This is a genomic window from Serratia sp. HMSC15F11 (assembly GCF_001808215.1).
Lineage (GTDB): Bacteria > Pseudomonadota > Gammaproteobacteria > Enterobacterales > Enterobacteriaceae > Serratia > Serratia nevei.
On sequence record NZ_KV792462.1, the window covers coordinates 72,603 to 95,531 of the forward strand.

Here is a 22,929-nt window from a genome sequence, read left to right on the forward strand (position 1 = left end):
ATAAGAAATAAGAAATAAGAAATAAGAAATAATATTTAATAAAATTAAAGAAACCGGGCGATTTTTATGACCGCCATGTAGGGTTTATAAATTGAAAATGATTAGCTGTTATCATGTGCAAATTGTATTTTTAAATGCGAAGATTTCCTTTTTATTTCACTAACATCTTTTTTGAAAATCACCTCCTCTATGAGATAAAGCTCCTATGCTGACGCACGGCTACGCCCTAACGCTGTAAAATATATTTAACGTTTTAACAATGGTATTTGCTATGTTCGAGGGAAAAGCCAAAAGGATCAATCTCTGTTCTTTTAATTATAATAAGATATATATGATCCTATATATCATAATAATATTAGCACTAAAACATATAGCATTTGCTCTTAAACGCATAGGAAAACTATATTCATAGAAGCAGCACTTAGTGATTGCTCAAGACAATCACATTGCTGAAACAGGGTTCACCCCTGTTAATGATGGATTTATCCATAGAGAATTGCGGCGACAGCCGCCAATAAAATAAAGGTAAAACAATTGCAATATTCCTGAAACACCAGCAGCGCTGCGTGATTGTATGAAACAATCACTTCGCTGCAAATAACTCGCCAGAAACCACATATTTTTACGTAAAACTCTCTGCACATACGGTAAAAGGAAAGCTAGACTCTCTTAACGTCTTACTAATTATTTAATTATAAGCACTGTCCCAGCCCAATAAAACCAAGGCTTCACACTTTTTTTTCCTATGTTTAAACATAGCAGTTCCCTATGTTTAAACATAGAATCGTCCTATGTTTAAACATAGCGGGATCTATGTTTAAACATAGTTTTTTTAACATATAGCAATATCATAATAGTAAAAGTTCTATTTTATTTATAGTTTTACTATTGACTTTCATTTTTCTGCATAGTATTAAAATAAAAACTATAAGAGAGAATAATATGAACACTAATGACACTGAACTACTTCGCTTATTTGAAACATTAACCACAGAGCAAAAGATTGATATCGCAAGACACTTGCTACAAAACAAAGATATAAAATCAACCACCGTTATTGCAACAGAAGAAGAAAAAGCGATCTCATTTGCACAGCCTTATGTATTTGCTTTTACTTCTAACTTTCGTGTTTTTTCTGATCTGGACATATCTAAGAATGAATTCCGTGTATTAACTTACATCTTGGAATACATGGAGTTTGGAAACCTTATTAACCTTTCTCAGGCATCACTCTGTAAAGCGTTGAATATCGCATCCGGTAATATGTCAAACATATTCAAAAAACTAAAACAGAAAGGCATTCTCGTTGATCATCATGGACATCTTTATATTAACTCAAACATCTTTGCCAAAGGTATGAGTCATCAACTTGATGAAAATCGTAAAGAGCATTTAAGCAATGCAAGAAATGTTCAGGCTGAGATTGAACAATACCCTGATGGTTATCAAAATCTTTCTCAACAGGAAAGACGAGGATTAGCCCTCGAAACAGTAATTCAAAATGTTTATACAGATGCTTTTATTTTTAGCAAGAAGAAAAAGAACAATGCAGTTCCTAATGCTAAAAACAGTATCAAGATAGATAAACCCCGCAAGGTATATAAACGAACAAAAGAAAATGAAGCAAATAGACAAGATTTAGTTAATATCACTAACCACTTAAAAGCTGTTTCCTAAAGAGTAATAAGGAATGAAAATGAAAAAACTACCCGGTTCACTTGAAATTAAACTGCATGAAAAACTATCTAAAAACGACATTCTGAATGTCTTAGCAGAACATATGACGATGCTTGAGGAAACATTTGGCATTGAAGAGTTCAAACTCTATTCTTTTCTTGAATGTTATATTGATAGTAAAAAACAGTCCTTTTATCATGAAGAACATAATACTGTTGTAAATTCATTTAACTTACAAGGTAATGAGAAACTTGAGAACACAGCAAAAATAATTTCAAAAGATGGTAATAAAAGAATCGTCTCTTTTGATAAAAATATCGATGTAGATAGAATACGTTTAACAGTTGGAAGTATTCAGAAACATAATCCGTATCGATATTGGCCTAACAATATTCAAGTCATTCCATCATCAGTAGTCAACAACATCATTCAAGATAAAGAAAGCCAACTACAATTAGAAAGAGATAAACTTTACTTCCTCAACCAACTGAGACGTAAACAAGAAGAGGAACAAAGGCGTAAAGAGCGTGAGGAATTTGAGCGTCCATTAAAATCACTCATCGCAAGAAAGATCATGGAAAGCGGTCTAACTGATGTAGAGTTCAAAAGAACAATATGTTCCAGCTTCGACTATATAAAAAGCGGCGCTGTAATAGCAAAATACCTAGCCAATAAACCTGATTTATTAGAAAAATATCATGATTCCCGATTAATAAGAATGTCCATCAAAAATGATGAAGGTAAAGTCGGCAAGGTTGAACTTTATGATCTTTCTGGAACACTAATTTTTGAAAGCTATAAAAACAAATAAGAGAGGTATGATATGCAATGTTCATGTGGTAGAGAAATGACAGAGAGGTTTTCTGTTTCTAAGAAATGCAACTTGAGATGGGAATACTCTTTTTGTAAGTCTTGTGGAAGAATCGATGCAGATTATCTTTATAGCTACGATAAAACACAGTTTATTGAACGAGGTTATTCAGCAAGGCTAAATTATAGAGACATGACAAGAAAAATAGATAATTAAATCCATGCCTCTCCATTAAATTTGACACTTTGAACCAATCCCTTAAAATAAAATATATACACAATCCACTAAAAATAAGAGGAGTCAACATGACAGACCATATAAAAAAAGAACCAGAAGATGAAACAATTATTGATAGTGCTAAAATTTACGATGCGCTTAGAAAAAATTATTTTGATAGATGCTTCCTTTCTTCTTACTTAGATGAAAAAATAGATGATAACTTACATCCTTTCAGTGACGAAGCATATAATAAAATGAAGTCCTTGCATGATGAAAAAGATAATCTTAATTTTAAAAACAAAATGAAAGAGATTAAAAGGAATTTATCTATATCACAAAAAAAAGAAATCGAAAAAAATAATGAAAAACAAAATAAAATAATTTTTTAAATATCCAGCCATGAAAAACACTTTCTCCGATGAGATAAATCTCATCTCTGTTTCAGAAGATGGCATTTTTGTTGATTATCCTGAAGATGTTGATCAAGAAGAAATAATATAGTTTTCATCTGAATATTATCATTCTTATTTACCGGTTATATTTGACACTTACACTATATCTCGTAATATAGATATATCCACTATTTTATTTACGAGGTATATATGAGGAAAGTAAAATTAGACAATGATGATTTAATTCAGTACATGAACACCATTAAAGCATTAAAAAAATATCCAACGATGACTGAATACAGAGATGAATATCGCAGGTTAAGAACCGATGGTTCACCGTTGAGTGAAGCCAAGAAATTTAAATCGGCACATACCAAACTTCTGAGATTAGACAGGAAGAAAAAGTCACTACTCGAAAAATTTATTGAAGAACTCAACCCTGTAAGTCACGCATCAGCCCTTGCATCAAGAAAGCTTGAAAAAGTACAAGAGTCCATTATCTACCGAAAGTCATTACTTGAGAAAAGCCCTGATGAACTCGTCGCTCTGGTCATAAAACAGCGCACAGAAGCGGCTCTTGAGTTCCAGCGTTCTGTTGAGCAAAGTCTTGAGCAACTTTCTAACATTTCGTCAGAGTTCGAACCATCAAGTCAACTACAACGAAAAATGGCCCTATAAATCGATCCTCCGCTTTTCGTTTGAAATGGTTCTAATAGATTGCTCTAATGCTAATATTTACTATATTATTAATATGTTGGTGTGTTTTAAATCGATCATCAGACAATACTGCACACCCTTCGATCCCCCATTTCAAACACAGGATGGCATAGTATGAGTGAAGCATTAAAGGTACTGAACAATATTCGTACACTTCGCGCACAGGCTCGTGAAACTGATCTGGAAACGCTGGAAGAGATGCTGGAAAAGTTAACAGCAATCGTTGAAGATCGTCGTGAGGAAGAAAGTGCCATCCGTAAAGAACAAGAACAACGTCAGGCTAAGCTTGAAGCCTTCCGCCAGAAACTGTTAGAAGATGGTATCGATCCTGCGGAGCTACTTTCAGCGGTAGGTTCCACTAAGCCTAAAACCAAATCGACACGCACTCCACGCCCTGCTAAATACAAATATACAGATGAAAACGGTAATGAACAGACTTGGACGGGTCAGGGCCGTACTCCTAAAGTGATCGCTGTTGCTATTGAAGCAGGTAAAACACTGGAAGATTTCCAGATTTAATCTCATTACATTTTTTATTAAAAGCCGCCAATGTAATATTGTCGGCTATGCTCTTCACTTTAATTCTTACGATACGAATATGAGAAAGATATGACTGACCTATTCGATATAATCTATTCAGATCACCCAAAATCTGCAATTTTTTTTCTGTTTTTCGTAGTAGTAAATTTAATCCTATGGGGTTGGAACAAAAAGCACCCGAACAGAAAAGGTGAAAATGATGCTCTCAAAAAACCACTACTTTTCTTTCTTTTTGTTGCTGGAGTCATTTACTTTATTCTGGTTGGTATTTCTGTAGTAGATTATTCCAAGAGTAAAAACCCAGTCAGTGATGTTCAGTATAACACTATTAAATAATAGTCTACCTCCCTCAAGGGAGGTTTTAAGCATAAAAGTAGATGTTCCATACAATGACAAATATGACACTAATGCATGTAATAACGTTAAAGTGTTCATCAAAGTATCGATATAATTTATTATCTTTGAGTGATGACAAGAATCTTACTGTTCTTTTTTTCATTGAAACCTCCTTTCTTATATAGTTACTAATTGAAACCTCTCACAAGCGCCCTTCAGTCTTCTACTAAAAATAGTAAGTCTTTTTATATGAACCTTATTTATTTTTTTATCAGACTTTATTATTTACATATAACATTGTTCATTAATATGTCAATTAAGTTAAAAATCGAAAATAGGTTTCATAAATTTCGATGCAAGTGGTTTTTAATACTAAAAAATATCTTATCAACTGGCTATTAACTTTTAAGTGTGTTCCAAAAATTCACTTGCTTATTCGCTAATAGGTCACTTCATCAGAAACTAGTTTCACCTCATATAGTCAGAGTACGTATTACCGGAATCCATTCCGGTAACACATTTTAGATATACTCATGTATCCCTCTGAATAACATTACTGATATTATCTATTTATGTCCATATCCCAGTCCAAAACACTATAATCATCAAAAGATCGTCCCGACTCTATATTTCTTATCAACATATCCTTGACATATAAATCATGAAAAAACATCACCCTTTTTAATAGCTCTGTTATATTTATATATTCATACTTTTCCTTTCCTGTACCATAAGCAGCCTTGTAATACTCAAACTCAGTTAATACTTCCTTCATGTGGATTCGTAGTGCAAACTCAACAACATCTTCATCATTTACATAAATCATTGCATCATCTTTGTTTACACTTGCCATGCTGTATATCCTGTCCACATACAACATTAGCGTTGCTGAAATGGCAAATATCATCGTTTCATCTTTTTTACTCAGATTATCTTTCTTCATCTATATCCTCTTTTTTGATTTTTAGTATTTAATAAAAAAACAGTTAGTATTAACAAAACACCCAAGCATTACGCACAAGCCGTTCTGCTACTTCTTCGTAGTTAACCTCTTCAATATTCCCATGATGGCCTTCCTGCGCGGTTAACTTGTCAAAGTTATGACAAACATGATTAATCGTTATCCTTATAAATGCACTCATAAAATCAGCATCATCGACAAGATGCGAAATGCCGTCACTACACATATCCTGCATTGTTTTCCAGCTCGCTTCAAAAGAACGCTTTGCAAGATCATAGAACAACTCAGTAGATGTATTTTTACTTTCAATATTTTTAGTCATGATTACTCCTCATTTTTACATGATATATTTTAACTTACTCTTATTTTCAGCCCCTCAATACGGGGCTAAAACAAAAAACTACTTTTGAGAATCTTTCATAAAATCCATTTCTTTATGAAATGCCTTTAATGCTTTCAATATAAAATCGTTATCAATGAGTCTTGGTGATAACTTTATATCAAAGAATGTATTCCTTACGACTTTAGGGAACATCTGTTTTGCTACTTTAATACTGTCCTTATAAGTATTCATCATGAAAGTTTCTTCATGCTTGAGTTGTTCTACTTGTTCAGGATGGTTCTGAATAATAGAACTCACACGCAATTCAAAGCATTGTTTAGATAAATGCAGTAATATCTTGTTTGCTTCTTTTTTCAGATCTTTATTCATGATTTCTTCCTCTTTATTTAATGCCAAGTTTAGGATAGATTTTTTTGAACTCTCTATAAGAGTATTTTAAATCTTCCATAACTTCATCAATCAAAAAAATACATTCCCCAACATTATTGTCTCTCACCCACTTGAGGAAGTCTGGTTTTGTGATATAAATAATATGATCCATAACCATATTCATATATTTTTTATCATAAAGGTGACGTTCAAATTGATCACCCATTATCTTAAACATGTTTTCCACATAAAGAGCTAAGTTATCCATTGCCATTCTTGAGAAAACTTCAGTTTTATCATTATCAAAGATAAATGATATTTCAGGCACATTTATATTTTTCATGTTATTTTCCTTTTATTAGTTAGATGTATTACGAGAAGCGGTTATAGCTTTATAAATCCACTCATCAACTTCGCTTTCAATGAAAGCAACAGCTCTTTCACCGATTTTTATTTGTTTGGGGAATTTCCCCGCGCTGATAAGTTTATAAATCCACGTCTTGCCGAACCCGGTTTTCCTTATTACTTCTGATAAGCGAATAAGTTTTAAAGTTTTATCTGTTTTGTTTTGAACCATGTTTATCTCCTGTTTTTTTACGTAATATCTTGGATATTTCGTTTTTTAGTATGTTGTTCGATGGAGATAATTCTAGGATTTTGGCTGGTTCTAAACTAGGGATGTTCACCAACCGTGAGTTTCGCGGAAATTTTGGAGGGATACTCTTTATAGGGACGTTCGCAGGTTGTGAACATCCCTTGTGTTTACTTTTTGTTTTTATCCGAGGATTTATCGTTAAGTGTTATCACATCAACGATATCCCAATCCTTCAACATATTGTTTTTAATGTAAAAATCATTTAAAACCTTGAAGTACTCATCGTTATCAAGATAACTTTTCGCGTAATCATAATCAGTATCTTTGATGTTCTCACTACTTCTGGCCCCATTATTACCATGCAGAATGTCAGCTAAAATGGTGAAAGGTATGTTCTTACCTTCGTTGTAGAGCTGTTCCCATGAGATCAAATCCATCAAAGGGATGACTTTGTAATCAAGTATTCTTTCAAAGGTCTTATGACCAAACCTAAATTTTCGTTTCGGGGGTTTAGGCGTTTTCAGGTGCTTTTGCCATAGAGCAATCAGTACTTTCAGATGTTCTGCGAGATCGTCACTGCTGGCTTCTTCCAAGTCAATTTCAATCAGCATCTTGTTAGCAGGGTTCATGCCTCCTTGTTTCAGATACTCAGAGATGTAGTCGGAACTCACTGCAACAGGGTCTGTTTGCTCAGAATTCTCCAGCCGATACATAGCCCGCCCATAGTTGAACAATTGAACTCTGCTCATTGGTCTTACAGCATAGCTATGTGACAGTCTGTGATTGCCTGAAATCCAGTCCGATTGAAGTATCACATCACCACATCGGATTTTGGCATCATGGTATATAGCTTGCATTTGATTATCTTTGCCTGCTGTTTCCCATTGTTGCCTTGTTTTGTAAGCCAACATCCGTCTTTCAAGCTCTGCATAGATTTGTTCTAGGGTCAGGTCTTTCAGGCCATCGTATCGGCGTACATCAAACCAAGATAATGCAGTCCTGATTTCTTCCATTTCCTTTTGTGTAGTCATTATTCTACCGATTGCTTTTAAGTTTCATAAAAGTTAACCCATTCAACATGATAGAGAAAGTGGAAAAGAGGGGCGGGTTTTCAAAATGGTGTGAGAGCAGATAAGTGATCTTGGATGTAAGTGCTTTAATCTTGACTAAACATCGTTTCTTTACTAAAAATTAACTAATTGTTTTATATCAATTACTTTAACAAGAATAACGACAACATCATGTTGATAGATAAAGTTAAATCAGATTCGTATAGTTAGATGGTTATGACAACAACCAATTGTTTTTAATTGACATTTTATTGATAAGAAAACAATAATGATGGTAAATATGTTGGTAAAAATATAGTTAAACTTAACAAAATCAGTAACAACAGGAGATACAGATGAAGTTCGAGTCCAGTCAGAGGAGCCAAATTTAAGAAACCAGATACCTCAGGGCATCTGGTTTTTTTCTTTGCCGGCGTGTTGTCGGTTTCCCTCAGGTACTCCGCCGTTTCCGGTTCGCACGACGCGCGTTCTTTCATTGCGGCATCCTGGCACCGCCACTCTCATGCTCCGCGCTTTTATTCTACACCTTGATAGGTGACATTTTTCAGCTCCAGTTCCGATAATGGATAGTGGCAAAGAATATCCGCCGCGGCATGCACCACATGACGCGTCGTTTTTGCCGGATATAAACGGCGCTGCAACCCCCGGGCGATCACCTCTTCAGGGTGAAGATCAAATTCGTCGCGCCATGAACTCAGCTCTACTTGTGAATAGTCCAGCAAAAGACAAGGCACCCGCCTCAGCGAATGGCGCCTCGCAAACTCTCGGCGATGATGCCCATCCATGATAATCAAAGAGGTTCGTTCAACTAAAATGGGCTTAAGCCAACGCCCCTCACGAATAATATCCTGCTCGATCTGTATTACCCGCTCCTCAATAAACTCTTCTGTCGGTAAAAGCCGTTGCGGATCCAATAACACCACGTTGAAAGAATCCATATTTTTCTTAGCGTCCAGAATATTAGCCATGATATTTTCTCTGTCATCCTATAAACGACCAATGGCCTCTGCCAATGCGAGAGCAGCCAAGGAATAAAAAAAAGACCATAAGAGAATTAAAACCCGTGTTGCTCTTTGACGATTAACCTCACGATTTCGCAGGTCCCTTTGCGGTAGACGAAATGCCAATCGCTCACGGATTTATCCTTTTGCAGAGAAGCTCCTCAATAAGAGAAGCTCTCTGCAATATTGAAGGCGCTACGGTTTATGCCTCAACCTGCACCCTTTTTCCCAGGGCTAAACGCGCCACAAGGATATTGGCGACCTGCTCAGCCTGCGTCTTTATAAAATAATGCCCCCCTTCCGCAAGCCGCTCCACGCTCAACTGAGGGCTCACCTGCTTCCAGTTTTCAACGATATTTTGCCAATCCTGCGTTAAAGGATCGTCATCCGCCAACAGACACAACACTGGGAGAGGTGCTGCGTCGCTGTCGGACACGCGCTCTTGCCACACTTTCTTCAAGGACACATTGCCGCCAATCGCATCGTTACGATAGGCTGCAGCCAATCGAGGCGTGACTTCAGCTTGCCCTTTCATGTCCAGCGCCAATCCCGTGACACTCTCCAGCCAATGGACGATCTCAGCATCGGTCATCTGCCGCGTTTCTTCCATCTGCCGCTCCAGTACCTCGATGGGGCGCAATAGCTTGCCGGACACCACCAACTGATCGACACCTATTCCGAACTGCGGCGCCTGGCGAATGAATTCCGCGCCGGCCCCAGTCCCCGAGCAGTGCCCCCATACGCTGACTCGCGTAATACCGCGTTGCTGCAGCGCCTTGAGACTTCGGCTGACCAGTTCGGACAACGCAACGCCCCCTTCACGGCGAGACAGATCGTTACCCGGAGGCTCTACGCCGTATACCGTAGTCTGCGTGAGCCGATACAATGCATTGGCCACATTTTGGAAGTTAACAGCATTACCACCGGCATAACTGAAGCAAACCAGAACCGATTCGCGCTTCTCCGGGGTTAACGCCTGCAGCACATTATCCGTGGTGCTTGCCTGTGCGTTCGCCAACCTATCCAAGGTGCGCAAGGCAAAGATATCCGCCAGAGAAAAACGCCCTGCTGAACGGATGGCGGCCGACATGGCGAGCAGGGAATTCCCGCCGAGCGCAAAGAAATCGCTGTTCCGACCGATGCTTTCTACCGGCACGTTCAGGACATCAGCCCAGAGTGACGCCAACGCGTTTTCGGCGTCGCCTGCCGGCGCTTGCCACTGTTCGGCGTCAGAGACGCTCAGCGTCGACGCAAGAAAACGCAGCTGATTTTTGTCCACTTTACCTGCGGCATTCAGCGGTATTTGATGACAGTGGAACAACCGATCCGGCAACATGAATGCCGGCAGCAACTCGGCAACCTGACGCCTGATGGCGGCCACATCGTCATCGCCCTGAACAAAGCCGATCAAGCGTTCCCTGTTGTCGCGCACGTCCAATACAACGGCGGCATTGAGCACGCCGGCCACGGATTGTAACGCGTTTTCTATTTCGCCGATTTCAATGCGCATGCCGCGAATTTTAACCTGCTCGTCTTTACGCCCCAGATAAGCCAGGGTGCCATCCGTGCGCCATTTCCCGATATCACCGGTGCGGTACAGCCTGCCAGTCGACCATGCGCCTAACGGATGGGCAAAATCAAAGGCCTGAGCCGTTTTCTCCCGGCTGTTGATGTAACCCCGGCCAATACCGATGCCCGTCACACAGATTTCTCCCACGCTGCCAAAGGGTACCGCCTGCCCCTGATTATTCAGTATATGAATCCACATGTTCTGAACAGGTTTGCCAATCGGCACAATGGCATCGCCCGGTGGCGCAGTAAAAACGTGATGGGTAATGTCATCGGAGGCTTCGGTTGGCCCGTAGGCGTTGATCAGCTTGATCTCCGGGTACAGCGCAAACCACCGCATGACAAGTTCGTGCTTCAAAGCCTCACCGGTCAGCAGCAATACGCGCAACGGTGCCAAATCGCACGGAGTTTGCTCCAGATACTCCAGCAGAATGGCGAAATAAGAGGGAACGACCTCCAGAATGGTCACGCCGTCCTGCTTAAGCCGTTGACAGAAAACGGCGGGGTCAAGCTGCTGCTGTTTGCCGTACACGACGGTACTCGCCTGAGTATATAGCCCCGTTAACGCTTGCCAGACGGAGATATCGAAAGTAACCGGCGCTGTCTGAGCCAAAACATCCGCAGCGTTCATGCCCAGATCCTGAATCTTAGCCAGCATATGATTCAACATTCCGCGATGCTCCAGCAACGCACCTTTGGGTTTGCCCGTCGAACCGGATGTGAACAGCACATACGCTAACTCCTGCGCGGCCGGCAGCCGTAATTCCGCCGCCTGCTCTGACGCAGGATAATCACCATAGCAAACCAGATTGATCGGCGCCCCTAACCGGGCAATGATCCCTGATAGCCTCTGCGTTTGTTCCGCATCACAGACGACCTGCGTGACCTGCCCCTCGTTCAGCAGCTCCAGGAGGCGAGCATCAGGGTTATCCAAATCAAGCGGCATGTAGACGTTGCCGGAAGCCATGATGGCCGCCATTGCCACGATCCACTCCACGCTTCGCGGCAAACTCACAGCGATAACCTGCTGCCGCTGCTGGCCGCCAACGCCGGCCAAATGCAGGGCCAAAGTCCGACACTGCTGCGCAAACTGCGAATAATTCAGCGCGTGTTTCTCATCTTGTAACGCCGGCTTATCCGCACACTCTTCGGCTTGCGCCAAAATGCGTTGAATCATGCCCTCTTCAGGCAGCGGCCGCTGCTCGCCCTGCCCAATCTGCTGTAGCAAAAGCGCCTCTTCCGCCGACATCAGCATGCAGCTCAAATAGGCTTGCTGCGGTTGCGAAGCAATAGCCTGCAACGCCCCGGCATAATAGGCAGCGATGCGTTCAATGTGCTCCGCATCATACTCATTGCTGTGATAATGCAAACTCAGTTGAACCTGGTCAGTGTAAGCATTTTGCGAGAACTCAGCGCGCAACACGAACTCGGTCTCTGCACGCACGCGGACATCCAACGTTTGCATGCCTGGCAGGCTTTGCAATTCTTTCAGCATATGGAAGTGGGTAAAGTTAAACACTGACTCAAACAGCGTTTCCGTCGTATTGACGATTTGCTTCATCTCCGCCATCGGATAGCGGCGATGAGGCAGGAACTCCGCTTCTTGCCGATGAACTCGCAGAATGAGCGCCTCCCAACTTTCCGCTTCCGTCAACGTCGTGCGGAAGGGTATCGAGTTCAGGAAGAGGCCAATAGCCTGATCCACCCCCTCCTCTTCAGGACGGCCACTGTGTTCATAACCGGTAATCACATTTTCAGTGTTGGCGATAAAGCTAAGCACGCGCAAATGTGCGGCCATCAAGACATTCTTCAACGGCACATTCAGACGCGCCGCCACTTCTCGCAGTCCGTGGGAAAGCGATGAAGAAATAGCGATATCATGATATTCGATGGTGGGAATGTCGTGGTTTTTGACGCGTAAACGCGGCAGCGGCATCGGCTCATAGCCGCTAAGCTGTTGCTGCCAGAAATGGCGATGCGTCTCATTGCTGCGCGCAGCTTGCTCCAAAGAGACATATTTGCGCAGGAAATCATCGTGAAATACCTTGGCGGGCCGTCCCCCTTCCCTGTATTGGTGGTAATAACGCAATAGCTTGGTGTGGAAAAGGTTAATACTCCAGCCATCCAACGCAGAATCATGGAAGCTTAATACATAGCGGAAAGACTCATCTGAAAGAATGACGACATGGATACGGATTAATCCCGGCTGTTCCCAGTTGAATTGATAATGGCTTTCTTCCTCAAGGAACGACTCAAACGCCGCCTCTTGCTCCCGGCGCCCCATCTGCCGCCAGTCTTTAATAAACAGCGGCAGCGGCACCGCCGCGTGAACCATTTGCACAAATTGGCTGAAGCCTTGCAAATGATAACTGGTGCGCAATATCGGGTGTTCTTGCAACATCTGCGTCACGGCCTGCGTGAATGCCCCGGCATTAAAGGCGCCCGACAACGGGTAAACCTGAATGTCATGGTACCAGGAAGCGCCTTTTTGCAGTTCGCTTTGGAAAATTAAACCCGCCTGCAACATCGACAACGGGTAAGCATCGTCAATATTTGCCGGTAACCTCTGCCGCTCTTCCTCAGACAACAGACTAAACGGCTGATATTCCTCAGTGCTTTTACCCTTCACCGCACTGATTTCCGGGATGATTGCGGCGATCGTCGGGTAGCTGAACATGGTTTGGAAACTGATTTCCATGCCAATTTTGCGCGCCCGACTGATCACGCTCAAAGAGGTGATCGAATCGCCCCCCAGACTAAAGAAACTGTCATGGATGCCAACGCTGTCCAGCCCCAGCACCTGACACCAAATTGACGCGAGTTGCCGCTCACTTTCTGTTTGCGGCAATATCCGCTCTGCGGCCGAGGCGCGTTTGAGCGGATTAGGTAACTGCGCACGATCCAGCTTTCCATTCGGCGTCAACGGGAAGTGGCTCATCACCACCAACCACGGCGGCACCATAAACTCCGGAAGATTGGCGCTTAAATACTCCCGCAACTCAGCCTCCCGATATCCTTCGCCGGGTAAGAGATACGCAGCGAGATATTTACTGCCGTCTTCACGCATCAGGGCGATGACACGAACATCGCGCACGGGCTTGTACCGCAGTATAGCGGTTTCGATTTCGCCCAGTTCAATCCGATAACCGCGGATTTTTACCTGGAAATCTATGCGCCCCAAATATTCAATCTCGCCATCCGCCAACCAACGCACCAGATCGCCGGAACGATAAACGCGTCTCCCCAGCGGGGCTGGAAGCTGGCAAAACTTCTCCGTTGTTAGCTCCTCACGATTCCAATAGCCACGCGCCAGGTTAACACCGCTGATGCACAGCTCTCCCGCCACCCCCAAAGGGACAGGCTGATTATTCTTATCCAATATTAAAATACCGGTATTCTGGATCGGTTTACCGATGGGTACGGAAGCGCGAGATTCATCGGCCCGACACGCATAATAGGTCACGTCCACGGTCGCTTCCGTGGGGCCATAAAGGTTGATCAGACGGCAGTCATTCCACGGCGCAACCAAGGCAAAAAATCGTGCGGATTGGTGTAGCGTCAACGCCTCGCCACTGGTGAAAACCGTTCTCAGCGACTGGGTAAGTTCCGCCTCGCCTTCTCCCGCTTCAATTGCATTGAGAAAAGCATCCAGCATTGACGGCACGAAATGCAAATGGGTGATTTTATCGCGAGCGATGCTCGCCAGCAGCGCGGAAGGATCCTTTTCTCCGCCGGGCGCCAACAGAGAGACCGTCGCGCCGCTCAGCGCCCACCAAAAGAGTTCCCATACCGATACGTCAAAAGAAATGGGTGTCTTCTGCAAGATCACATCCCCTGGCCCCAGCGGATATTGATTCTGCATCCATTCTATTCGGTTAAAGACCGAGCAATGCTCAATCATTACCCCTTTAGGGTTACCTGTCGAACCGGAGGTATAGATCATATAGGCTAACGCCTTGGCATCACCGCTCACTGCCGGATTGCCGGCGTCACCCTCAAGGACAGAGAAATCCGCAATGCATAACGCATTGTCCCGAGCCTCATGACGCTCATTCACCAGAACGAACTTCGCCTGGCTGTCTTCAATAATATAGTGACGGCGATTATCCGGATAGTTGGGATCAACGGGCACGTAGACGGCGCCGGCCTTCAATACGCCATATATGGCCGCGATCATCTCGGCGCTGCGCGGCAGCATGATCGCAATCTTATCCCCTTCCGACACGCCACGGCGAATGAGGTTGTTGGCAATAATGTTGGCTTGCTCATTAAGCTGCCGGTAATTCCAGCGGACGCCATCGGCAATCAACGCCACGCGTTGTGCATCCCGGTTTGCCCAGTGCTCCAGCCAATGTTCCAAACGCGCCGTAGCGGTATAGGGCACCGTGTCCCCTTGGGAAAAATGCATCACGCGCCGCAATTCTTGTTCATCGGCAATCGGGATTTGAGCAAGGGCAGTGCCGGGGCTGGCCGTTATGGCCGCAAGCAACGCGAGCAGATTATTGAGAATAGATTCACGGTAAGTGGCAGGATAAAGCTGCGTATCGGCAATCAGACGAACCGTCGCATTGTCGTTAAGGCAAAAGTCGATCAGAAGCGCGCGTTCAAACCGCTCGACGGCATGACCGTCATGGGTACGAACGCTAAGTTGCAGCGCGAACATGTTTTGCGAGCTATCTGCTGGTAATGCAGCCTGAATCGCGCTAAAGCGGGTGGCGCCGCACGCCAAGACCGCCAACATTTTTTGCCTTTGACTGACAATCAGCTCGGCGCCGCTTTTATCATCCTCAAATAACGGCGACAGCAAAACGAAATCGTTTGCCTTTTCGTCATCAGGCCGCTGTAAAGAATAGCCGATGGCCAAAGGATAATCCGATGGGTTGTAATAATGAACTAAATGCGTTAAGGCAACGGAAATAACCGCGCTAATATTCACCAGGTCGCCATTGGTGATTTTCATTAAACGCGCCAATGTCTCTTCGGACAGTGTTTTTTCACAGACCCCATTATCGGCGGGATAACCAGGCATTACCGGAAACTTTGCAGGATGCCAGGTGTTTGAGAAAGACGCCTGATAATGTTTCATAACGGAGATATTAAATTCATCAGAACTGCTGTATGTATTCATCACTCACCTAAGAATTAGATACCAAAGTTAAACTCAGCCACATTCAAATCGACACAGGGAGACGTATTAGCCACATCTATAACAAGAAGCTGCTGCAAAGTATGACAGCTTTCGGCGTGAGCAATATTGCTCATGATGGATTGATAATGAGAGAGAAAACCGCTTACCATTTTTGGCGAGAATCGCTCTGGCGCGTACTCCCATTGAATGTCATATCCTTGTTCACCCAAATCAAATATCTGGATTACCGTGCCGAACTGCGCCATCTTCTTGGCCTGATGAAAGGATCTAAAGCGCCCGCCAAAAATCTCTATTTTTTGATAATCAATATTTTGAAAGGCAAATAATGCATCTAACGGTGACGGTGAGTCGTCACCCTTTTGCAATGCGCCGACTTGCCGGGCAAAGGGATAATGCTGATGTTCCAAAATGGCTGCGGTCCGCTCCGCCAAACCACTCAACGCCTCCTGCAGTGAAGTCTCTGCATTGAAGTTCACGGGAAGCAGCAGCGTATTGACGAACATGCCGAAAGTGTCGTAGTACTCCGGCTCGGTACGGCCGGACGCCACTAAGCCAACACAGCTGTTCCAGGCGCCCGTCACTTCACTTTGCAGCAGAGACCAACCCAATAAAAACAGCGTAAATGCGGTAACCTGATGTTGCTCCGCTTTTTGACGAATATCCGCCGCGAGCAAGGCATCGATTGGCGCTTGCTGAATCCCATAGCCCATCGTATGAGACGCTTGCCGCATGCCCGGCCAGCGCGGACGGAGGTTTTTCTCACCCAGGCAGTCATGCCAGAATGCCGCCGCATCAGAGAACTTCGCCTGATAAATTGCCGTTTCCGTCCAGCGGCTAAAATCAAAGATGGTTTTCGCGGTGCCTTCAAACGATTTCTGATACAGAGCCGCTTTCAGCCGACGAATGAAATGTCCTATTGATAGCCCATCGGCAATGATATGACTGAAATCCAGCATGACCTGAGTTACATCGCCATCGAACGGTACGACAGCCGCTCTAAGCAGACAATCCTTGCTTAAATCGAAAGGCTGAACAAACTGCTGTGCAGCCTGTTGTTGATTGTCGTAGACAATCAACGGAATCGTTTCTGCTTCGTAATAGCGAAATAAAAATTCACCATCGAGATCATAATAATGAGTGAAGATCGCCGGGAAGCATTTCACAACCTTTTGTAACGCCTGTTGCACCACCAGCGGTGAGAACGCGATAGGCAGTTCAGCAATAACAGGAATGTTATAAGCCGTCGTGTTCGGCTGCCGGAATGTCTCAAGATAGACCATCTTCTGTCCGTCAGTTTGACGGTACACATCTCGTGTATTTATCACCTCTTTTTCTGCTTCACGTTCAACCGTCTGAGCCGGCAAGTACGCCATCAGGCCAGCGAAATTCTCCAACTGAAGGATCGACTTAACGGAAAATTTCATCGACCAAAGCTGATAAAGGCGGGAAGCTAATGCAGCAGCCATAATAGAATCCCCCCCGAGATGGATGAGGTTCTCCTTCAGCACAACATCCGCCGCCGCATGAGGAAATAATTCAGTCAACAATGACCGCAATGCCGATTCTGTCGCCGCCATATGACCTCCTTATCCTATGAATTGAGAAAGTAAGAAATAAACCGCATAACCACTTGCGATCACAGCAAAAAAATTCTTCACTTTGCTGGATATAAGTAAAGTAATCAATATCGCAACCAGTGCATAATTAGTAAAAGAAATGTCCAGCTTAGCGGTTGTCGGGTTAACCAAAACACCACTGGCAATAATCACGGTTAAAATTGCGGGAGGCAACAGCTCGAGTGCATCCTTGACGACATTCGGTAGCGAAATATAATTTGCGAAAATAAACGCGACGCTCCTGACGGCAAATACCGTGACACCCATGAGTAAAATAACCTGCATGACATGGCTCACTTTGCATCCTCCGCTGAAGGACGCTGTCTTACCTTCCTTTGGCTGATTATCATTTCGCTTACTTTAACTACAACGACCGCCACCACACAGGAAATCAGAATCGCAAGATTATAGGGTGCCTGATATGTCAAGATATAAGTCGCCAAGGCAACCAGGGAAACGTAAATATTTCTGCCCACTCTCAAGTATGGCGCCAGCATGGCCACAAAGGTGGCATAGGTAATAAACTCCAGACCGTACTGCGCCGCGTAATGCGCTAAGGTATCCCCCAGAAACAGTCCAATTGCCGTGCCGATGATCCAGTTAAAGTAAAAGATCAGTACACACGCCATAAAATACGTGTTTTTTTCCGACTGCGTTCCCGGCTCATTAAAACGCTCCTTCGCCATCACAAATACCGCATCAATCAAACCGAATGCCAACATGATGCGATAGGCTACGGGTATCGACCTCACTTCATCGATCAAAGAAATGGAGTAGAGGAAGAAACGTAGGCTGAGCAGCAGTGTGGTCAGCAGCGCAACAGCCAGGCTGGTATGTGAAACGATCAGCTGCAACCCCACAAACTGGGCTGCGCCTGAGTAGATAAAGCCGGACATGACCAGCCCATCAATGACCGTAAGCCCCCCGGCAATGACCAAGGCGCCAAACACAATCCCCGAAAGCGTCGCGGATATCAGGAAAGGGGACGATCGCTTAAAGGCGAGCCGCCACTCTTTCTTTTTCGAACCCACCATCATCTCACCTCTTTCTTATTGTGCATAAGGCACCGGGAAGAATTCAGCAACGTTGACCATATTTTTCTCATCAATAGAATCCAGAATGCGTTGCGCTACCGCCAAATCAAGAATGCCCATGCCAAACGGAGAGAAAATGCGTGTGCGATGACTATCCGGAGCCACTTGCCGGCGAATAACGGCAGCGATACCGCCGGCCATAAATTCATGATGCCCCACCTGTTGGCTGGCCAGATGTGTCGATGTCTGCGCCTTCAGACTGTGGCTGATATCGTCCGCAAAGTTTTGCGCAGACAGGATCACTTCGGGCGCCAAATCCCGCAATGACATATGCAATACCGTCGGCGCATGGCTGAACCATTCCGGCGAAGTGATATAAGGCTCTGTCGCAGAGGTTGCCATGAGAACCATATCCGACTGAGTCACCGTGGCCTCCAACGAAGCGGCCGTTGATTTCCCCACGAAGCTGGCGCATTTATCACGAAACAGCTGGCTGCGTTGCTCAGATAAATCAGCCACATACAGCTCATCAATGCACCAGCCTAATTTAACCAACAGGGCCAAGGTGTGATAAGCGATCGGGCCACAGCCGATTACGCCGAGGCGTTTGACCTTCCCTGGCGTTGAGTGCAGGTAGTGCGCACCCAACGCGGCCGAAGCAGCGGTGCGAGCGGCGCTGATTAAACTGCCTTCCAAACACGCGCGGGGATAACCCGTTTCGCGATCATTGACGATTAATACGGCGGAAGCGCGATCCAGCCCTTTTTCGATATTGCCGGGAAAGCTGGCGATCCATTTGATGCCGGCAATCGGCGCGGCGCTCTCGATAGAAGCAGGTAAAGCGATAATGCGATTGCGCGTACTGTCAGGGAAACGCAGAAAATAGCTGTCAGGGCTCACCGTGCGGCCATCGGCATGTTGCAGATAAGCATCTTGTACCGCGTCGAATACGGACTCAGGGTTCTGCTCCAGCCACTCGGCGATCTGTTTCGCGCCAATGACATGGAATGCAGGCATGGATGTTGTTGTTTGCATAGAGACTCTTTTAATGAGACTGGAGGACATAAAAATGGGTTAAATGGCGATAGCGCATTTTTCATAACCCTGCATTTCGGGAAAATGCTCGTTGACCCAATCGGGGTTATAAAGCGTATCGACGTAACGATCGCCCATATCAGGCGATATCGCTACCACACAGGCTCCTGGCGGAATGGCGCTGGCATAACGTTGCACACCACATAGCACCGTTCCCGAGGATCCCCCCAGTAACATGCCTTGTTGCGCAAGCTGTCGGCACATCCGCACCGTATCGAGTTCAGGGATCATCAACAGCTCGTCGAAGCTGGAATATTGACGGATCGCAGGTGGATTACTGGTCCCTAATCCCGGGATTAAACGTTTGCCTGCCGGTTGACCAAACGTGATGGATCCTTGGCTATCAACGGCGATGATTTTTGTTTTCGGCGCTTTCTCCCGAAGGTAACGGGACACGCCTCCCAGCGTTCCCGTCGTCCCCGCCCCGATAAAGACATAGTCGGGCTCGGGAAACTGCGCCAAAATCTCCGGAGCGGTCGAACAGTAATGCGCGTGAACATTCTCTTCGTTTTCGTACTGGTTAACCCACAGCAAATCAGCGTCTTGTTTCAACAACGATTTGATCAGGTTAATGCGTGTCGCCAGATAACCGCCATTCGCATCACGATCTTTTACGATGATTAATTTCGCACCGTAAGCCTGGATGATACGCGCGGTTTGCGGGGAAATGTTCGGATCGCTGACGCAAGTAAAGGAGTAACCTTTCGCGGCACAAATCATCGAAAGCGCTAATCCAAGATTTCCGGATGAGCTTTCAATGATTTTCATGCCTTTTCGCAACAGGCCTTGCTGCTCCAGCTGTGAAATCATTCGCAAACCTGATTTCACCTTGATAGAGCCCGTCGCGGACAACCCCTCTAACTTCAGGTTAACCTGGAAATGCTTCGCAACAGACAGTTTTATAAAAACGTTTGAAATCAATAACTCCATTGGAGAATTCGCGATCAATTTGCCAGCCCCCAAGCTGAACCATTCACGCAACGCAAGTAAGCCTAACCTTCCCTGCACAACATGAATTGCAAGAAAAAATAATGTTAAAAACGTTAACAACTTGATAAACGGTAAATATAGATAGCACAGTTCCACCTTTCGTCAATAAAAAAGCAGACCATTACACATTAGAAAATCTTTACTTAACAGCTAAGACCAACTTAAAAGCAAACGTTTGCTTATGATTTGATCAGTTCCTAAGAATAAAATTCTGACCGCCCATTTTTTGTCAGTAAAACTGTCTGTTCTTGGCCTTTTTTTGCTTTAACGCGACAAGGCTGATGCAACCCCCAGGCTGACAAAACTTCGTTCTGATTTACCGGACGGTTTTTTTACATTCAGCACGACGAATCGCCCCATCCGGCACCGCAAACCGAACCCCAGAACAGCCCGCCCCCCAGCGAAACCCACTCTTTTATCTAAGAAGATTCCTAACCCAGATGACGGAAATCCCTCCCTGGCGCCAATACGCAGGTTAACCCGCAGATTTACAGTAATAACCCTGTAAAAACAATCGATAAGCGAATTGTTCGCACTCGATAAGTTGCGTCTATCCTTTCGCTATGGGCGCCTGCCGCCCATCGTTCGCTGCGGCTCGCGGCATGCGCGTTTCTGGCTGTACGGGTTTCGGTTTATTTCATAGCGCGTCTCCATTCATCATGTTGAATTTCACAGCAATCTCTCAGCAACAAGGAGTGTTTATATGGCTTACGTCATTACCGACCGAGAAAAACTGCAAGCGATTTGGGAGGCCGCCAAAGCCGGCGATTGGCCGACCGTGTATGCCGCCTCCGTCGATGCGCTCACCGATCCCAACCATGCCAATCAACCTATTCAGGGCGTGGATATCGCGGTGTATACCTGGATCAAAGGCGCCTATGGCGTGAACTCGAACCAGGGGGCGTTTGCCCATTACATTCGTGACCAAACCAAGCTGCAGTATGAGCTGCGCACCGGGCATGTGCCCGATGACTGGGAAACGCGCATCCAGAATGCCTCCGACAACATCGCCAAAAACTTCGCCAAGACGCTGTTTGGCGTCGATCTGAGCAGCGATCCCAACGCGCCGCTGCCGGATGCCCCGCCCACCAGCGCCAAAGTGCCGGACATTCACGAGGTCGGCCTGATCGACGCCGGCGCGGCGGCGTCCGAGGTGTTCACCGATGCCTCCTCGACCGGCGCCCCCAACTATTCACCCTGGGCCGGCACCACGCTGTTCTCCTATTTAGGCGACACCTCGTTCTTTACCGAATGGGTGGCCACCAACGACACCTCGCCTTTTAAGATCGAAAGCGGCACCTACGATTTGATTGCGGCGGCGCAGGTCTCCATGCAGATGAAAAACCTCAGCTACGTGGTTGAAACGCTGCTGGCGGGCGAAGTGCCCACCTATTTAACTACCCTCGGCATTGGCCACGAGACCATCCGCCTCGCCGCCGAAGCGGCGCGTGATTTCTACACCGAATCCTACGGCAGCAGCGTGACCGGCGGCGGCAGCATCATTCCCGGCAAGCTGGATATCGGCTCGGCGATTTTCAACGACATTGCCGACGTGCTGTCCACGCCGAATCTGTACCGCGTCGGTACGCTGTATGACGACGATTTCACGCTGGCGTTCGGCAATATCGCCGTTAACACCGGCAGCGGCGACGACACCATCAGCGTGCCGCGCGGCTGGCAAAACAACGCCGGCAACTACGGCTGGACGGTGATCGACGGCGGCAGCGGCCACGATACGGTCGATTATTCCAGCCTGTCGCACGGGGTAAACCTGAAGTTTGACGCCCAAGGCAGCTATGGCGGGCGCGGGGTGGTCGAGAAAAACGGCATCGGACTGTATGGCTTTAAGGACGGGCTGTACAACATCGAGGCGGTGAAGCTGACGGACTTTAAGGATAACGTCACCTTTAACGATCGGGTGCTGACGCCGGCCAACGGTCTGGAGGTCAACCTGGGCAAAGGCTCCAGCGAGATTCGCTTCGAACACGGCTATACCACTGCGCCGGGTGGGAGCGCGCCGCAGGATTATCTCGGCGTGAACCTGAGCATGCTGTCCAACGATGTGCCCTTCCCCAACAGCCTGCTGAATATTCCCGTAAAGCAGACCCACAATATCTACATCGACGACAGCTTCGAGCTGGGCTTTTTACAGGCCTCTTCCCTGTCTATCGATAACCACCTGTTGGCCTTCGGCACCGAAGGCTCAAACAGCAGCTTCTCGCTGAACTACAACGCGCAAACCCATACGCAGGATCTGTCGATATTCATGCAGGGCGAAAGCGCGCTCAATCAGCACGTCGTCAATATCTACAATTGGGCGCAAGGCGACTTCGGCATCACGCTGGAGCAGCCGGCCATTCAGCTTGTCGGTTTGCAAACCGTTACGTCGCAAGAGCTCGCGGCCGCCTAAGCGAAGCCCGCCGGGTTTACCGGCGGGCGGTTTAC

Annotated in this window: 21 protein-coding genes; 7 read left to right on the top strand and 14 right to left on the bottom strand. The window is 45.6% G+C overall.

The features are described from left to right. The first annotated feature begins 942 nt into the window (after window positions 1-942). From HMPREF3138_RS12800 to HMPREF3138_RS12825, 6 genes are all read left to right on the top strand, one after another. Window positions 943-1,677 (top strand): helix-turn-helix domain-containing protein, encoded by a 735-nt coding sequence (locus HMPREF3138_RS12800; protein ID WP_070559094.1) that lies wholly within the window; start codon window positions 943-945, stop codon window positions 1,675-1,677. A gap of 19 nt (window positions 1,678-1,696) precedes the next feature. Beyond that, the gene (locus HMPREF3138_RS12805; protein WP_070559096.1) at window positions 1,697-2,488 is read left to right on the top strand and encodes a hypothetical protein; all 792 of its coding nucleotides are present in this window, start codon (window positions 1,697-1,699) and stop codon (window positions 2,486-2,488) included. A gap of 305 nt (window positions 2,489-2,793) precedes the next feature. Then, window positions 2,794-3,096, top strand: a complete 303-nt coding sequence (locus HMPREF3138_RS12810; protein ID WP_230122585.1) for a hypothetical protein — start codon at window positions 2,794-2,796, stop codon at window positions 3,094-3,096. A 213-nt stretch (window positions 3,097-3,309) separates the two neighbouring features. Further along, entirely contained in the window at window positions 3,310-3,777 is a 468-nt protein-coding gene (locus HMPREF3138_RS12815) for a DUF4756 family protein (protein ID WP_070559098.1), read from the top strand. Between the two features lie 153 nt (window positions 3,778-3,930). After that, entirely contained in the window at window positions 3,931-4,335 is a 405-nt protein-coding gene (locus HMPREF3138_RS12820) for an H-NS family histone-like protein (RefSeq protein WP_032260072.1), read from the top strand. A gap of 90 nt (window positions 4,336-4,425) precedes the next feature. Then, window positions 4,426-4,692 (top strand): hypothetical protein, encoded by a 267-nt coding sequence (locus HMPREF3138_RS12825; RefSeq protein ID WP_057057391.1) that lies wholly within the window; start codon window positions 4,426-4,428, stop codon window positions 4,690-4,692. A gap of 562 nt (window positions 4,693-5,254) precedes the next feature. Here the strand turns inward: HMPREF3138_RS12825 and HMPREF3138_RS12830 are convergent. The 14 genes from HMPREF3138_RS12830 to sbnA form a co-directional block, all read right to left on the bottom strand. Then, the gene (locus HMPREF3138_RS12830) at window positions 5,255-5,635 is read right to left on the bottom strand and encodes a hypothetical protein (RefSeq protein ID WP_000711007.1); all 381 of its coding nucleotides are present in this window, start codon (window positions 5,633-5,635) and stop codon (window positions 5,255-5,257) included. 49 nt (window positions 5,636-5,684) lie between these two features. Further along, window positions 5,685-5,975: a hypothetical protein gene (locus HMPREF3138_RS12835; protein WP_042203313.1), complete on the bottom strand. Its 291-nt coding sequence runs from the start codon at window positions 5,973-5,975 to the stop codon at window positions 5,685-5,687. A 78-nt stretch (window positions 5,976-6,053) separates the two neighbouring features. Continuing rightward, entirely contained in the window at window positions 6,054-6,365 is a 312-nt protein-coding gene (locus HMPREF3138_RS12840; protein WP_032260077.1) for a hypothetical protein, read from the bottom strand. A gap of 13 nt (window positions 6,366-6,378) precedes the next feature. After that, complete coding sequence (locus HMPREF3138_RS12845; protein ID WP_032260079.1) at window positions 6,379-6,708, bottom strand: hypothetical protein; 330 nt, start codon at window positions 6,706-6,708, stop codon at window positions 6,379-6,381. 15 nt (window positions 6,709-6,723) lie between these two features. Further along, window positions 6,724-6,942 carry a helix-turn-helix transcriptional regulator gene (locus HMPREF3138_RS12850; protein WP_002911792.1) on the bottom strand — a complete coding sequence of 73 codons (219 nt, stop codon included), beginning with the start codon at window positions 6,940-6,942 and terminating at the stop codon, window positions 6,724-6,726. A gap of 185 nt (window positions 6,943-7,127) precedes the next feature. Then, on the bottom strand, window positions 7,128-7,991 hold the full coding sequence (locus tag HMPREF3138_RS12855; RefSeq protein WP_070559100.1) for a DUF6387 family protein: 864 nt from the start codon (window positions 7,989-7,991) through the stop codon (window positions 7,128-7,130). A 287-nt stretch (window positions 7,992-8,278) separates the two neighbouring features. After that, window positions 8,279-8,506 (bottom strand): hypothetical protein, encoded by a 228-nt coding sequence (locus tag HMPREF3138_RS25550; RefSeq protein ID WP_083301485.1) that lies wholly within the window; start codon window positions 8,504-8,506, stop codon window positions 8,279-8,281. 39 nt (window positions 8,507-8,545) lie between these two features. Beyond that, the gene (locus tag HMPREF3138_RS12860) at window positions 8,546-8,998 is read right to left on the bottom strand and encodes a ParB N-terminal domain-containing protein (protein WP_049193800.1); all 453 of its coding nucleotides are present in this window, start codon (window positions 8,996-8,998) and stop codon (window positions 8,546-8,548) included. 235 nt (window positions 8,999-9,233) lie between these two features. Next, a complete protein-coding gene (locus tag HMPREF3138_RS12865) occupies window positions 9,234-15,728 on the bottom strand; it encodes a non-ribosomal peptide synthetase (protein WP_080213359.1) in 6,495 nt (2,164 codons plus the stop codon). A gap of 14 nt (window positions 15,729-15,742) precedes the next feature. Further along, a complete protein-coding gene (locus tag HMPREF3138_RS12870) occupies window positions 15,743-17,326 on the bottom strand; it encodes a condensation domain-containing protein (RefSeq protein WP_038877977.1) in 1,584 nt (527 codons plus the stop codon). A 9-nt stretch (window positions 17,327-17,335) separates the two neighbouring features. Beyond that, window positions 17,336-17,662 (bottom strand): AzlD domain-containing protein, encoded by a 327-nt coding sequence (locus HMPREF3138_RS12875; protein WP_038877975.1) that lies wholly within the window; start codon window positions 17,660-17,662, stop codon window positions 17,336-17,338. After that, entirely contained in the window at window positions 17,659-18,402 is a 744-nt protein-coding gene (locus tag HMPREF3138_RS12880; protein WP_038877973.1) for an AzlC family ABC transporter permease, read from the bottom strand. Before HMPREF3138_RS12880 ends, HMPREF3138_RS12875 begins: the two co-directional genes overlap by 4 nt. 12 nt (window positions 18,403-18,414) lie before the next feature. Next, complete coding sequence (gene sbnB / locus HMPREF3138_RS12885) at window positions 18,415-19,434, bottom strand: 2,3-diaminopropionate biosynthesis protein SbnB (RefSeq protein WP_048234426.1); 1,020 nt, start codon at window positions 19,432-19,434, stop codon at window positions 18,415-18,417. Between the two features lie 39 nt (window positions 19,435-19,473). Beyond that, the gene (gene sbnA, locus HMPREF3138_RS12890) at window positions 19,474-20,580 is read right to left on the bottom strand and encodes a 2,3-diaminopropionate biosynthesis protein SbnA (RefSeq protein WP_223294889.1); all 1,107 of its coding nucleotides are present in this window, start codon (window positions 20,578-20,580) and stop codon (window positions 19,474-19,476) included. Window positions 20,581-21,187: 607 nt separating this feature from the next. On the opposite strand from sbnA, the gene HMPREF3138_RS12895 reads away from it, so the two are divergent. Further along, the gene (locus HMPREF3138_RS12895) at window positions 21,188-22,894 is read left to right on the top strand and encodes a hemolysin (protein WP_038877969.1); all 1,707 of its coding nucleotides are present in this window, start codon (window positions 21,188-21,190) and stop codon (window positions 22,892-22,894) included. The last annotated feature ends 35 nt before the right edge of the window (window positions 22,895-22,929 follow it).

Bases quoted from the DNA above. Each gene is read 5' to 3' on its own strand.
- HMPREF3138_RS12800 (WP_070559094.1), top strand. From the start codon at position 943: ATGAACACTAATGACACTGAACTACTTCGCTTATTTGAAACATTAACC.
- HMPREF3138_RS12805 (WP_070559096.1), top strand. From the start codon at position 1,697: ATGAAAAAACTACCCGGTTCACTTGAAATTAAACTGCATGAAAAACTA.
- HMPREF3138_RS12810 (WP_230122585.1), top strand. From the start codon at position 2,794: ATGACAGACCATATAAAAAAAGAACCAGAAGATGAAACAATTATTGAT.
- HMPREF3138_RS12815 (WP_070559098.1), top strand. From the start codon at position 3,310: ATGAGGAAAGTAAAATTAGACAATGATGATTTAATTCAGTACATGAAC.
- HMPREF3138_RS12820 (WP_032260072.1), top strand. From the start codon at position 3,931: ATGAGTGAAGCATTAAAGGTACTGAACAATATTCGTACACTTCGCGCA.
- HMPREF3138_RS12825 (WP_057057391.1), top strand. From the start codon at position 4,426: ATGACTGACCTATTCGATATAATCTATTCAGATCACCCAAAATCTGCA.
- HMPREF3138_RS12830 (WP_000711007.1), bottom strand. From the start codon at position 5,635: ATGAAGAAAGATAATCTGAGTAAAAAAGATGAAACGATGATATTTGCC.
- HMPREF3138_RS12835 (WP_042203313.1), bottom strand. From the start codon at position 5,975: ATGACTAAAAATATTGAAAGTAAAAATACATCTACTGAGTTGTTCTAT.
- HMPREF3138_RS12840 (WP_032260077.1), bottom strand. From the start codon at position 6,365: ATGAATAAAGATCTGAAAAAAGAAGCAAACAAGATATTACTGCATTTA.
- HMPREF3138_RS12845 (WP_032260079.1), bottom strand. From the start codon at position 6,708: ATGAAAAATATAAATGTGCCTGAAATATCATTTATCTTTGATAATGAT.
- HMPREF3138_RS12850 (WP_002911792.1), bottom strand. From the start codon at position 6,942: ATGGTTCAAAACAAAACAGATAAAACTTTAAAACTTATTCGCTTATCA.
- HMPREF3138_RS12855 (WP_070559100.1), bottom strand. From the start codon at position 7,991: ATGACTACACAAAAGGAAATGGAAGAAATCAGGACTGCATTATCTTGG.
- HMPREF3138_RS25550 (WP_083301485.1), bottom strand. From the start codon at position 8,506: ATGAAAGAACGCGCGTCGTGCGAACCGGAAACGGCGGAGTACCTGAGG.
- HMPREF3138_RS12860 (WP_049193800.1), bottom strand. From the start codon at position 8,998: ATGGCTAATATTCTGGACGCTAAGAAAAATATGGATTCTTTCAACGTG.
- HMPREF3138_RS12865 (WP_080213359.1), bottom strand. From the start codon at position 15,728: ATGAATACATACAGCAGTTCTGATGAATTTAATATCTCCGTTATGAAA.
- HMPREF3138_RS12870 (WP_038877977.1), bottom strand. From the start codon at position 17,326: ATGGCGGCGACAGAATCGGCATTGCGGTCATTGTTGACTGAATTATTT.
- HMPREF3138_RS12880 (WP_038877973.1), bottom strand. From the start codon at position 18,402: ATGATGGTGGGTTCGAAAAAGAAAGAGTGGCGGCTCGCCTTTAAGCGA.
- sbnB (WP_048234426.1), bottom strand. From the start codon at position 19,434: ATGCAAACAACAACATCCATGCCTGCATTCCATGTCATTGGCGCGAAA.
- HMPREF3138_RS12895 (WP_038877969.1), top strand. From the start codon at position 21,188: ATGGCTTACGTCATTACCGACCGAGAAAAACTGCAAGCGATTTGGGAG.